At 51.3% G+C, this 11,785-nt stretch carries 10 protein-coding genes and 1 tRNA gene; 9 read left to right on the forward strand and 2 right to left on the reverse strand.

The window, feature by feature from the left end; translation table 11 throughout:
* The first annotated feature begins 21 nt into the window (after nt 1–21).
* Together ACTRC3_RS05900 and ACTRC3_RS05905 are read left to right on the forward strand one after the other, a co-directional pair.
* Nucleotides 22–1,626 (forward strand): VanZ family protein, encoded by a 1,605-nt coding sequence (locus ACTRC3_RS05900; RefSeq protein WP_440322229.1) that lies wholly within the window; start codon nt 22–24, stop codon nt 1,624–1,626.
* A gap of 302 nt (nt 1,627–1,928) precedes the next feature.
* The gene (locus tag ACTRC3_RS05905; protein WP_440322231.1) at nt 1,929–3,125 is read left to right on the forward strand and encodes a S1C family serine protease; all 1,197 of its coding nucleotides are present in this window, start codon (nt 1,929–1,931) and stop codon (nt 3,123–3,125) included.
* A gap of 185 nt (nt 3,126–3,310) precedes the next feature.
* On the opposite strand, the gene ACTRC3_RS05910 is transcribed toward ACTRC3_RS05905, so the two are convergent.
* Nucleotides 3,311–4,402, reverse strand: a complete 1,092-nt coding sequence (locus tag ACTRC3_RS05910; protein ID WP_440322233.1) for a PucR family transcriptional regulator — start codon at nt 4,400–4,402, stop codon at nt 3,311–3,313.
* Nucleotides 4,403–4,602: 200 nt separating this feature from the next.
* Here ACTRC3_RS05910 and ACTRC3_RS05915 point away from each other — a divergent pair.
* A tRNA-Thr gene (locus tag ACTRC3_RS05915) sits at nt 4,603–4,675 on the forward strand.
* A 148-nt stretch (nt 4,676–4,823) separates the two neighbouring features.
* Here the strand turns inward: ACTRC3_RS05915 and ACTRC3_RS05920 are convergent.
* Entirely contained in the window at nt 4,824–5,450 is a 627-nt protein-coding gene (locus tag ACTRC3_RS05920) for a DUF1836 domain-containing protein (RefSeq protein ID WP_349163428.1), read from the reverse strand.
* Nucleotides 5,451–5,619: 169 nt separating this feature from the next.
* Here ACTRC3_RS05920 and ACTRC3_RS05925 point away from each other — a divergent pair, with 169 nt between their 5' ends.
* The 6 genes from ACTRC3_RS05925 to ACTRC3_RS05950 form a co-directional block, all read left to right on the forward strand.
* The gene (locus tag ACTRC3_RS05925; protein ID WP_440322235.1) at nt 5,620–6,294 is read left to right on the forward strand and encodes a PspA/IM30 family protein; all 675 of its coding nucleotides are present in this window, start codon (nt 5,620–5,622) and stop codon (nt 6,292–6,294) included.
* A gap of 13 nt (nt 6,295–6,307) precedes the next feature.
* Nucleotides 6,308–7,513, forward strand: coding sequence for a hypothetical protein (locus tag ACTRC3_RS05930; RefSeq protein ID WP_349163430.1), 1,206 nt, complete (start codon nt 6,308–6,310; stop codon nt 7,511–7,513).
* Nucleotides 7,480–8,460 carry an SPFH domain-containing protein gene (locus ACTRC3_RS05935; RefSeq protein WP_440322237.1) on the forward strand — a complete coding sequence of 327 codons (981 nt, stop codon included), beginning with the start codon at nt 7,480–7,482 and terminating at the stop codon, nt 8,458–8,460. The genes ACTRC3_RS05930 and ACTRC3_RS05935 overlap by 34 nt, the downstream gene beginning before the upstream one ends.
* A 39-nt stretch (nt 8,461–8,499) precedes the next feature.
* Nucleotides 8,500–10,731, forward strand: coding sequence for a DNA helicase PcrA (gene pcrA / locus ACTRC3_RS05940; protein ID WP_440322239.1), 2,232 nt, complete (start codon nt 8,500–8,502; stop codon nt 10,729–10,731).
* Nucleotides 10,732–10,830: 99 nt separating this feature from the next.
* Nucleotides 10,831–11,079: a DUF4366 domain-containing protein gene (locus tag ACTRC3_RS05945; RefSeq protein WP_349163432.1), complete on the forward strand. Its 249-nt coding sequence runs from the start codon at nt 10,831–10,833 to the stop codon at nt 11,077–11,079.
* A gap of 107 nt (nt 11,080–11,186) precedes the next feature.
* Nucleotides 11,187–11,785: class I SAM-dependent RNA methyltransferase (locus ACTRC3_RS05950; protein WP_440322241.1), on the forward strand; the 599-nt coding region annotated here is incomplete at its 3' end.

The raw sequence follows: 11,785 nt of genomic DNA on the forward strand, positions 1-11,785 counted from the left end.
AAAGAAAAAGGAGGGGATTTTATGGCAGGATATTTCGGAAGTATCAAACCCTATTTTCTGATAGGAATTATCGTATATATCATTTACCGGGTGCTGCTCCGGCTATTATACCGGAATGGACGGATGCGGGTGCCGGTGGCCCATGAAGTGGGCATGGCGCTGCTTGCCTGGTGGCTGCTGACCTTATTTTCCGCGTCGGTGAGCCCGGCGCTTGGTTTTTCTCTGAAGCCTGCATTTCCGGGAACGAATCTGATTCCCGTCTATGGCACAGTACGGATGGTCAGGGAGAGCGGCGTAGGAGCCCTGTTTGGGGCCTTTTTGAAATATATCCCCATCGGTTTCCTGGTGCCGTTTCTGTTCCGCAGAAGCCGTAATCCGGGCAAGGTGTTGTCCCTGTGCGGAAGCGCGGCGCTTTTTATTGAGGTATTTCAGCTTTTCATGCCGTCCATGATTGTGCGGCTGGATGATATTTTATGGGCGCTCTTTGGAGGCTTTGTGGGCTATTTCCTGTTCGGTCTTTTATGCATGAATATCACAGGCATTGAGCGGATGGCAACCGTGAAGCGTTCCCGTGGACGTCAGGTACCGGCTCCGGTGCGTCTGGAGCTGGAGCTGGTCTTTCTTCTGATGCTGCTGCCGGTGATGGTGCAGGGCACACGCCTGGAAATAGCCCGGGTGCAGGAGGTACGCGCTCAGGAGGAGCAGCAGGCGAAAGCAGCTGCGGAGGCGAAGAAAGCAGCGGAAGAGGCAGAGGCCAAGCGTCTGGCCGAGGCAGAGGCGAAAAAGCTCAAGGAGGCGGACAGCATGCCGGAGCTTTCCCTGGAAGCGGGAGCAGCTGTGCTGTTTTCCGTGGACGATGATCTGATTCTATATGAAAAGGCAGGAGCCGATCAGGAGATTCCGGCCAGCACCACGAAGCTGATGACGGCCCTGACAGTCTTGAATTACTGCGATCCGACGGAGAAGCTGACGGCAGGGGAGGAAATTACCCGTATCAGCGGCCAGGCGTCCAACGCGAGCCTGAAAGAGGGCACCACCGGAACTGTGGAGACTTTTCTGGGTGCTATGCTGATTCCTTCCGGCAATGATGCGGCTTACGCGCTGGCGACCTACACCGGACGGAAGATTCTGGGCAATGACAGCGCGTCGGTGGACGAGGCATTGCAGGCCTTTCTGGATGCGGAAAAGGATCTGGGAACAGAGCTCAATCTGGAGAATTCCAATTTTCTGACGCCGGACGGCGACCAGGCGGACGGTCAGTACAGCTGCGCCCGGGATATGGTTCGGATTGCGCGGGAATGTCTGAAAAATGATACCATTAAGAAGCTCTGCGGCGCGAAATCCTACCGCGGCCTGTTTGACAACCTGGATTTGACTTATAAGAATACCAACGAGCTGATTCAGCCATCCGGCGAGTATTATTACGAGGGAGCTATCGGGATGAAGACCGGCAGCTTCAATGATGTAAAATGCCTGGTAGCAGCGGCTGAGATTGCCGGTAAGACTTATATTGCGGTACTGATGCAGGACGGGGATCCGGGCCGGTATAAGGACGCAAAGATCTTATTTGACTATGTGGCGGGTGATTCCGGGGATACCGGAGAAGACACGCCTTCGGAAGAATAGTAGCATAAAAAGAGCGGATAGCCCGGAGGCGTGAGAATGTCCCCGGGTTATATTTTTATGTAATAGGAAATTCCGATAGAATCCCCTATTACATAAAAAACATTATCGCACTGCGGCGGAGAATCCTGCAAAGCAGGATTCTCTCTTACTGCCGGTCAAATAATGGAGAATAAAACACAGAAAAGACACAGGAATACCACATTTTCTACATAAAAACACCACAATTGCATCACAGATGTTTTTTATAATGACCTCATCAAATGAAACAAAGCAGACAAACCTGATTTGAGGAGGTCTTAAATATGGGAAACATAAAAAAGGGAAGTAAATTTGCAGCAATGGCTCTGGCATTCGGCGTGCTGGCAAGCACAGCCTTCCAGGGCAGCAATTATCTGTATAACAAAGCAAATGGTGGAACAGTGACAGCCACCGATAAAGCGGAGCTGAATATCGCAAGCGCGGTCAGCAGCAGCTCCACAGATGCTGCAGGTACCGATACGGACAGTAGCGCAAGCGTATCCGCTATCGCGGAGGCGGCTATGCCGTCCCTGGTAGCCATTACGAATAAGAGCGTCCAGGAAATGCAGAGCATGTTCGGCCAGACACAGGCTTATGAAAGCGAGAGCAGCGGCTCTGGCATCATCATCGGTAAGACCGATACGGAGCTTCTGATGGTCACCAATAACCATGTAGTCAGTGGCGCGCAGGATTTGAGCGTGGGCTTTGTGGATGAGAGTGTGGCGGAGGCTTCTGTGAAGGGAACGGACGCGGATCATGATATTGCAGTGATTGCAGTGAAGTTAAGTGATTTATCCGAGGATACCCTTTCCGCTATCAAGGTTATTGAAATCGGCAGTTCCTCCAACCTGGAGGTGGGCGAGCAGGTGGTAGCCATCGGCAATGCGCTGGGCTATGGACAGTCGGTAACGACGGGCATCGTCAGTGCCCTGAACCGAGAGGTTACCATTGATAATACCGCCAACACCCTGATTCAGACGGATGCAGCCATCAACCCGGGCAACAGCGGCGGCGCACTTCTGAATATGTCCGGCCAGTTAGTTGGAATTAACTCTGCAAAGTATTCCGATACATCGGTAGAGGGTATGGGTTACGCCATTCCGGTGGACGACGTGGTGGATATCATTGAGAACCTGATGAACCGTCAGGTGAGAACCGAGAAGGCGGCTGAAGGAGAGAGGGGCTTCCTTGGCATCAGCGGCCAGGATGTGACCAGCGAGGTGTCACAGGCTTATGATATGCCGAAGGGCGTCTATATCACATCGGTGGAGACAGGCAGTGCTGCAGAGCAGGTCGGTCTGCAGAAGGGCGATATCATCACCAAATTCGACGGAACCAGCGTATCTGCTCTGGCTGATCTGAAAGAGCAGCTTGCTTACTATAAGACTGGGGAGCAGGTGGAAATTACCTATAGCACCCGGGAGAATGGGCAGTATGCTGAGAAAACTGCGACAGTGACGCTGGGACAGAATCAGAAATAAATAGACGGACGAAAAACGGCTCCACAGCCGTACAGAAATTTTCCACGCTCGGGGACAGATAGCCCCTCCTTAGGAAAGTTTCTGTACGGCTGTGGAGCCGTTTTTCTGTACATCGAGTACGTGTAGAGTGCATATCGAATGTGTATTAAATGCGTATCGAATACGCATAGAGTTAGAACTATGGCTTAGAGCTGTTCGCGTTCCAGGTACTTCATGTAGCTGGCGACCATCAGGGCGATTTTGAAGGTCAGGGCGTCTTCGAAGACGCGGATATCCAGGCCGGTGGTTTTCTGGAGTTTTTCGAGACGGTATACCAGGGTGTTGCGATGGACGAAAAGCTGGCGGGCGGTCTCGGAGACGTTCAGGTTGTTTTCAAAAAATTTTTCGATGGTGGACAGGGTTTCTTCATCGAAGGTGTCCGGTGTATTCTCATGGAATACTTCCTGCATGAACATTTCGCACAGGGGCTGGGGAAGCTGATAGATCAGGCGGCCGATGCCCAGGGTGTGGTAGGCGTTTACCGTGGCTTCCGGGTAGAAAATTTTACCCACCTCCAGAGCCATTTTCGCTTCTTTGTAGGATTTGGACAGGTCGCGGATCTGACTGACCATGGTTCCGTAGGCGACGCGGATGCGGGAACTGTCTTCATCGGTATTCAGCATACCGGCCAGCATTACGGCTATTTCATCCAGTGTGTCATAAGTGTCCTCTTCGCCGACGGATTTTACAACAACGATATTTTTCTGATCTACGGCAGTTATAATATCCTGGGACTTGGGTGCGAAGACGCTTCGCACAGCTTCCAGTGCCATGACGTCCTTTTCGTCGCGGGTCTCGATCAGATAAACTACACGCATGGCTTCGGTCTGGATGTGCAGCTTTTTGGCCTGGCTGTAGATATCTACCAGCAATAGGTTGTCCAGCAGCAGGTTCTGGATAAAGTTATTGCGATCGTAGCGTTCCTTATAGGCTACAATCAGGTTCTGAAGCTCACTGACTGCCACTTTGCCTATCATGTATGCGTCGTCGCCGCTGCCTTTTGCAAGCAGGATGTACGCGAGAATGCCTTCATCATATACTTTAAAGAAATGACATCCCTGAAGATTCTGCCCTTCTGCCGGAGACTGAGCGAAGCTCCGGGTCATTTCCAGGGTTATGCCTGATGCGTCGAAGGTGGATGCAACCTGGCTTCCGTCTGTCTCCAGTATGCAGAGATCAATTCTTGTTATACCGCGCAGCTCTTCCAGACTTGACTGTATCACCTGATGGGAAATCATATTAATACACCTCCATGGTTTCATTGGTTCGATTATAACATGCCTCTTTGATATCTGGAAAGATCTTTTTCGTCAAAATGACCAAAAACTGCCCGGAAAATAGCTAAATAAAATTTTTTGAAAAAATTTCATTTTAACGCTTGACATTACCTGAAAGTGATGGTACTATAATCTAGCGCGTTGCGCAAGACATTAAAAACGCTGCTGTGGCTCAGTCGGTAGAGCGTCGCATTGGTAGTGCGGAGGTCACGGGTCCGATTCCCGTCAGCAGCTTGTCGAAAAATTGCGGAAAACCTTTAAGATGAAGGTTTTCCGTTTTTTTGTTTTTGAAAAGCGGTACGGTTTGGTACGCGACGGACGAAAAAAGAGAACTCCGGAATCACCAATGCGATTGGAAGTTCTCTTTTGTTTTCTGCTTTTATCAGGTCGTTTCTTTTTTCTTTTTGTCATGCTTCGGATCCGGCTTCGGCAACTGATCTACCAGCCGTTCGATCACGGCCTTTTTCATATAGACGTCGAAGCTCAGCAGACAGATGAAGGAGAAGAGCTGCAGGAACTGCTTATCCTCGTCGGACGCGTCGGGAAAGGTCTGCTCGGAAACCTGATATTTCTGAACCAGATCCTTTTTGAGATCCTCAAGCTGTTCTTTTTCCAGGCAGAAGACCTCGTCATAGATGCGGTCCAGCTGAAACGCATGGTCTGTATGGAAGTACTTGTCCGTCAGCGGCGTCAGCAGGTTCTGAATATCACTGATAGAGAGAATATTTTTAAAATAATAGATAAAAATCAGGAGCAGCATGTGCTCTTTGGAATATTTCTTCTTCTCGGGCGGGGGAAGCAGACGGTTCTTGGCGTAGTTGTTAATCATGGTCTTCGTCAGAATCTTGTCATCTTCATACCGTTTGGAGCTCTTTAACTGGCTGTCCATAAAGGTCGTCACCTGATCCATGTAAAGATCGATGCCCGGGATGTCTTCCGGATGGATATAGTCGATCCGATCCAGACTTTCCAGAATGCTCTCCAGGAGATTTTGACTGTCTATTGTCATAGGTATCACCTCGGAACCTATTATATAGTATTCAAAACTATATGACAAGAGGTAAATATTTAAAGTTTTTTTAAGATGCAGAAAAGGAATGACAGGAGACGAAAATTGTAATATAATAGAAACCACTAAGAGGCAGACAAACTTTCAGTTTCTGCAGAAGGAGGATAAAATGGCTAACATTTTAAAAAGATTTGGGGACATCATGTCAGCGAACATCAATGCGCTGCTGGACAAGGCAGAGGATCCGGAGAAAATGATCGATCAGTATCTGCGTGAGGTTGAAAGTGATCTGGGAAAAGTGAAAGCTGAGACAGCGGCTGTGATGGCGGCTGAGACCAAGGCCAAGAGAGAACTGGACGAGTGCGGCGCAGAAGTGGAGAAGATGCAGAAGTACGCGGAGAAAGCCATTCTGGCAGGCAATGAGGGCGACGCGCGCCAGTTCCTGGAGAAAAAAGCGGATCTGACGAAGAAGCAGGAGAGCCTTCAGAAGTCCTATGAGGCAGCGGCAGCCAACGCGGTTCAGATGAAGGAGATGCATGATAAGCTGGTGAAGGATATGGAGACCCTGGAGTCCAAGCGCGACGCGATTAAGACCAAGGTGGCAGTAGCGAAGACCCAGGAGAAGCTGAACAAGATCGGTTCCAGCGTAGCGGGCGCAGGCGACGCCATCGCAGCATTTGAGAAGATGGAAGCCAAGGCGGACAAGATGCTGGATGAGGCCAACGCCATGTCTGAGCTCAATAAGAAAGAGGGAAGCATCGACGATCTGACCAAGAAATATGACAGCACAGCATCCGATGTGGATGACGAGCTGGCAGCGCTGAAGGCAAAGATGGGATTATAAGCTGGGAACATCGATGGATAACAAAATTTACTACTGTGAAAACTGTGGCGGCGTTATGGAATTTGACGCCGCCTCTCAGAGTCTCAAATGCCCCAACTGCGGCACAGAGACAAAGATAAAAAATGATAAGAAAAAGATTGTAGAGCACAGTCTTACCCGTCACGCCATGCAGACTATCACAGCGTCGGAGAAAAAGAGCCAGACCATGATCTGTAAGGGCTGCGGCGCGAAAATTGAGGTGGCGGCCAACAGTACGGCTACCAGCTGTCCCTATTGCGGTTCCAAGTATGTGTTGGCCGACAAGCAGGAGGACGCCATCATTCCCGACGGTGTACTGCCCTTCCAGATAGACCGAAACCGGGTGGGCGAGCTGTTCCGAAAATGGCTGAAGGGCCGCTGGATGGCTCCGGGCGAGCTGAAGCACCTGTATCAACAGGAGAAGCTTCAGGGCATCTATCTGCCCTACTGGACCTTTGATGCGAAGGCAGACGCCCGCTATACGGCTCAGGGCGGGCGCAGACGTACCGTGACACGGAAGGGGCCGGATGGCAAGACCGTGCAGGAGACGGTAGTGGACTGGTATCCCACTTCCGGCAGTATCCGGCACTTTTTTGACGACGTACTGATTCCGGCGTCAAAGAGCCTGAAAAGAAATCTGTTGGACCGGGTCGGAAGCTTCGGTCTGACGCAGGTGGCCTCGTATTCCCCGGAGTATTTCTCGGGTTACAACGCGGAGGTCTATACCGTGGATCTGGATGACGCCCACAGCGACGCCAGACAGTACATGGAGTTTAATCTGGAAGAAATGGCCCGGCAGGATGTGCTGCGCCGTTACGATGAAGTGCGGGGCGTGAGCGTGCGCGCCAGCTACAGCGACGAGACCTACAAGCATGTGATGCTTCCGGTTTACGCTACGGCATATACCTATAAGGGTAAGAAATATCACGTTCTGATCAACGGTCAGAGCGGCAGGGTAGAGGGCGATTATCCGAAGAGCCCGGCGAAAATCATAGCGATTATTCTGGGTATTCTGGCGGTGATATTCCTGATTTACCTGTTCAGCACCGGTAGTGACGACAGCTATTACGGCATGCGCGCAGTTCCGACTGAGAGCGTGCTTCTGACGGCGGACAGCCAGGCAGAGGGGCCGATAACCCTGCAGGAAGAAAATGAGGAGGCAGTGACATGGGATTATTTAGCGGACAGTTTGCCAATGTAGTAGAATGGCAGGAATTCCGGGATGATATGCTCTTCTGGAAATGGAGCAACAAGGAGATTAAGAAAGGAAGCCGGCTGATTATCCGTCCGGGCCAGGACGCGATTTTCCTCTACAACGGCAAGGTAGAGGGTATCTTCCGGGATGAGGGAAGCTACGACATTGAATCGGCGATCATTCCGTTCCTGTCTACCTTAAAGGGATTCAAGTTCGGTTTTAACAGCGGCCTGCGGGCGGAAGTGCTGTTTATCAATACCAAAGAGGTGCTGGTAAAATGGGGAACCAAGAGTCCGGTACTGATTCCGACACCGGGACTTCCGGGCGGTATGCCCATCCGGGCTTTCGGTACTTTCGCGTGCAAGGTATCCGATTACGACGCTCTGATTGAAAAGGTGGCGGGCATCAAGCAGCAGTATTCTGTGGAGAATGTGCGGGAGCGCATCATCGGTATGCTGGATCAGCTTCTGATGAAATGGATTTCAAAGGAAGGCAAAGATATGTTCAATCTTCAGGCCAACGCGGACGCCATTGGCCGCGGTATCCGGGAGGATTTGGACATGGAGATGAGTAAGATTGGTATCAGCATTGCCAGCTTCGCGATTTCCAGCTTCAACTATCCGGAGGAAGTCCAGAAGATGGCTGAGAAGGCGGCGGCCCAGAGCATGATTGGTGATGTGGGACGCTTCCAGCAGGTAGCCATGGGCGAGGCGATGGCTAAAGGTCAGGGCGGCGGAACCGCTTCCGATATGGCCGGTATGGCCATGGGAATGGCCATGGGCCAGCAGATGGCGTCTCAGATGGCACAGGCCATGAACGGCGGCGCACAGCAGACCGCGGTTCCGAATCAGGGCGCGGCAGCAGGCGGCACAGCTCCGAATTTCTGTCCCAACTGTGGTACGAAGACCAATGGAGCGAATTTCTGCCCCAATTGTGGACAGAAGCTGGTATAAAAGGGCGGAATGTAACGAGACAGGGAGATAAAGAGAGTTATGAGTAGTTATGATCTTTTGAACCCGGAACAAAAAGAAGCGGTGCTTCATACCGAAGGACCGCTTCTGATTTTGGCGGGAGCCGGTTCCGGCAAGACCCGTGTGCTGACGCACAGGGTGGCATATCTGATAGAGCAGGGTGTTGCGCCCTGGAATATTCTGGCTATTACCTTTACCAATAAGGCGGCAGGGGAGATGCGGGAACGCGTAGACAAGCTGGTGGGCCTTGGCAGCGACAGTATCTGGGTCAGTACCTTCCATTCCACCTGTGTGCGGATTCTGCGGCGCTATATCGATCGGCTAGGCTATGACACCTCATTTTCCATCTACGATACAGATGACCAGAAGTCGGTGATGAAGGAGGTCTGCAAAAAGCTGCAGATCGACACGAAGATCTATAAAGAAAGGATGCTTCTCGGCGCTATTTCCCATGCAAAGGATGAGCTGATGAATCCGGTGCAGATGCAGCTGGATGCGGGCAGCGACTGGAATCAGCAGAAGATCGCCGGGGTCTATGCGGAATACCAGGCTCAGCTTCATAAGAATAACGCGCTGGATTTCGACGATCTGATTATGAAGACTGTGGAGCTGTTCCAGAACTGTCCGGATGTGCTGGATTTTTATCAGGAGCGGTTCCGCTATATCATGGTGGACGAGTATCAGGATACCAATACAGCCCAGTTTAAGCTGGTAAGCCTGTTGGCAGCAAAGTATCGGAATCTCTGTGTGGTGGGTGACGACGATCAGTCTATTTACCGGTTTCGTGGCGCGAATATCATGAATATCCTGAACTTTGAGCAGGTATTTCCGGACGCGAAGGTCATCAAGCTGGAGCAGAACTACCGTTCCACCAGCAATATTCTGAACGCGGCCAACGAGGTCATTCACCATAACCAGGGTCGGAAGGACAAGCGGCTGTGGACGGATAATGACGCAGGTGTGCCGGTGCGCTTCCGGCAGTTCCAGAATGCTTTTGAGGAGGCGGAGCATGTCATTGGCAATATTACCAGCCATATCCAGAAGGAGGAGGCAGAGTATAAAGATCATGCGATCCTCTACCGCACCAATGCTCAGTCCCGCCTCTTTGAGGAAAAGCTGATTTATGCAAATATCCCCTATAAGATCATCGGCGGCGTCAATTTCTATGCCCGCAAGGAGATCAAGGATCTGCTGGCTTACTTAAAGACCGTGGACAATGGCCGTGACGAGGTGGCCGTGCGCCGCATCATCAACGTGCCCAAACGGGGCATCGGCGCGACAACTTTAAGCCGTGTGGGTGAATATGCCGTGGCCAACGATATGGGCTTTTATGAGGCCCTTCTGAACGCGGAGCAGATTCCGGGCATTGGCCGTGGCGCGTCCAAGGTGCTGCCTTTTACAGTGCTGATTCAGACCCTCAGGGCCAAGCAGGAGCATGCGAAGGTCAGTGAGCTTCTGGAGACTATTCTGGAGGAGACCGGTTACCGCAGAGAGCTGATCCTGGAGGGCACCGATGAGTCGGAGGCCCGTCTGGAGAATATCGACGAGCTCATGAGCAAGGTCAAGGATTATGATGAAAATGCGGAGAATCCGTCCCTCAGCGGCTTCCTGGAGGAAGTGGCTCTGGTGGCTGATATCGATAACCTGGAGGAGGAGAGCAATCATGTGGTGCTGATGACGCTTCACAGCGCCAAGGGTCTGGAGTTTCCCTACGTCTATATGGTCGGCATGGAGGAGGGACTGTTTCCCAGTTACATGTCCATTGTGGCCGATAATCCCCAGGAGGAGATAGAAGAGGAGCGTCGTCTCTGCTATGTGGGTATCACCCGCGCCAAGAAGGAACTGACCATGACGGCAGCCAGACAGCGTATGCTGCGGGGGGAAGTCCAGTACAATATGATTTCCCGCTTCGTCAAGGAGATTCCGGACGAGTATCTGGAAAATAAGACCGAAAGCCCGGGACAGAGGGCAAAAGAGGCTAAGGAGCAGCGCATCAACCAGCGCAGACAGGCTATGCTGGAGGCCAGAAAAAGTCTTCGGACCAAGCCCATTCAGTCCAAAATGGTAGCGGCTACCAAGGCGTCCCATCTGGACTACAGCGTGGGAGACCGGGTGAAGCATATCCGTTTCGGCGAGGGTACGGTGCTTGAGATTATCGAAGGCGCCAAGGACTATGAGGTGCGCGTGAACTTCGATGTGGCGGGTGTGAAGAAGCTGTTCGCCTCCTTTGCAAAGCTTCAGAAGGTGTATTGACCGGAATCGCATTTTTTTGACGGAACCCATAGTATTTTAAAAGGGAATATGATATAATATCTAAAACAAGCGGCAGTCTGCGGAAAGGATGTAGGAACGATGAATAATAAGATGGAAGATTTTCTGACAGCAACCAAATTAAATGAACTGATTCACAAGAAAGAAATCGAGGAGAAGAACAAGAACACGGTTCTCTGGATTCTGGCAGTGATCGGAGCGGTAGCGGCAGTGGCAGGAATCGCCTATGCAGTATATCGTTTCTTTGCACCGTCCTACCTGGATGAGTTCGAAGATGACTTCGATGACGATGAGTTTGACGATGATTTCTTCGATGACGAGGAAGAATAAGAAAAAGAAACAGAAGTGAGCGAAGAGTGTCTCAGGACGGAACAGATGTTTTGAGACACTCTTTTTCGGTTCTCTGTTTTGGATTTTGTGACAGAAAGAGGAAGTTTATGAAAAAAGGTGAAATTTACGAGGGAATCGTCGAAAAGACGGAGTTTCCGAATAAAGGAATTGTGACAGTGGAAGATCGCCGCGTGGCGGTGAAGAACACATTGCCGGGAGAGAAAGTGCAGTTTCGGCTTAAAAAGGTGCGGAAAGGTGTGGGCGAAGGGCAGCTTCTTCAGATTCTGGAGCCTGCGGCCAATGAGATTACGCCTGTCTGTCCCCATTCTGCAAACTGCGGCGGATGTACCTGGCAGAATTTGTCCTACGAAGATCAGAGGCTCTTAAAAGAAGGGCAGCTTAAGGAACTTCTGGACGGCGCGATTACAGCCCCCTATGTATTTGAAGGCGTGAAGGGCAGCCCGAGACAGCTGGAGTACCGCAATAAGATGGAGTTCTCCTTCGGCGATGAGGAAAAGGACGGCCCGTTGGCCCTCGGTATGCACAAAAGAGGCAGCTTCTACGATATCGTGACAGCGGATCAGTGTCAGATCGTGGACGGGGATTTCCGGAAGATTCTCTGCTGTGTGCTGGAGCATTTTGAAAAGAAGGGGCTGCCCTTTTACCACAGACTGCGTCATACCGGGTATCTCCGTCATCTGCTGGT

The sequence above is a fragment of the Laedolimicola sp. genome, from assembly GCF_051972735.1.
GTDB classification, from domain to species: domain Bacteria; phylum Bacillota; class Clostridia; order Lachnospirales; family Lachnospiraceae; genus Laedolimicola; species Laedolimicola intestinihominis.

Coding starts and splice junctions, on each gene's coding strand:
- ACTRC3_RS05900 (WP_440322229.1), top strand. CDS start 22: ATGGCAGGATATTTCGGAAGTATCAAACCCTATTTTCTGATAGGAATT.
- ACTRC3_RS05905 (WP_440322231.1), top strand. CDS start 1,929: ATGGGAAACATAAAAAAGGGAAGTAAATTTGCAGCAATGGCTCTGGCA.
- ACTRC3_RS05910 (WP_440322233.1), bottom strand. CDS start 4,402: ATGATTTCCCATCAGGTGATACAGTCAAGTCTGGAAGAGCTGCGCGGT.
- ACTRC3_RS05920 (WP_349163428.1), bottom strand. CDS start 5,450: ATGACAATAGACAGTCAAAATCTCCTGGAGAGCATTCTGGAAAGTCTG.
- ACTRC3_RS05925 (WP_440322235.1), top strand. CDS start 5,620: ATGGCTAACATTTTAAAAAGATTTGGGGACATCATGTCAGCGAACATC.
- ACTRC3_RS05930 (WP_349163430.1), top strand. CDS start 6,308: ATGGATAACAAAATTTACTACTGTGAAAACTGTGGCGGCGTTATGGAA.
- ACTRC3_RS05935 (WP_440322237.1), top strand. CDS start 7,480: ATGGGATTATTTAGCGGACAGTTTGCCAATGTAGTAGAATGGCAGGAA.
- pcrA (WP_440322239.1), top strand. CDS start 8,500: ATGAGTAGTTATGATCTTTTGAACCCGGAACAAAAAGAAGCGGTGCTT.
- ACTRC3_RS05945 (WP_349163432.1), top strand. CDS start 10,831: ATGAATAATAAGATGGAAGATTTTCTGACAGCAACCAAATTAAATGAA.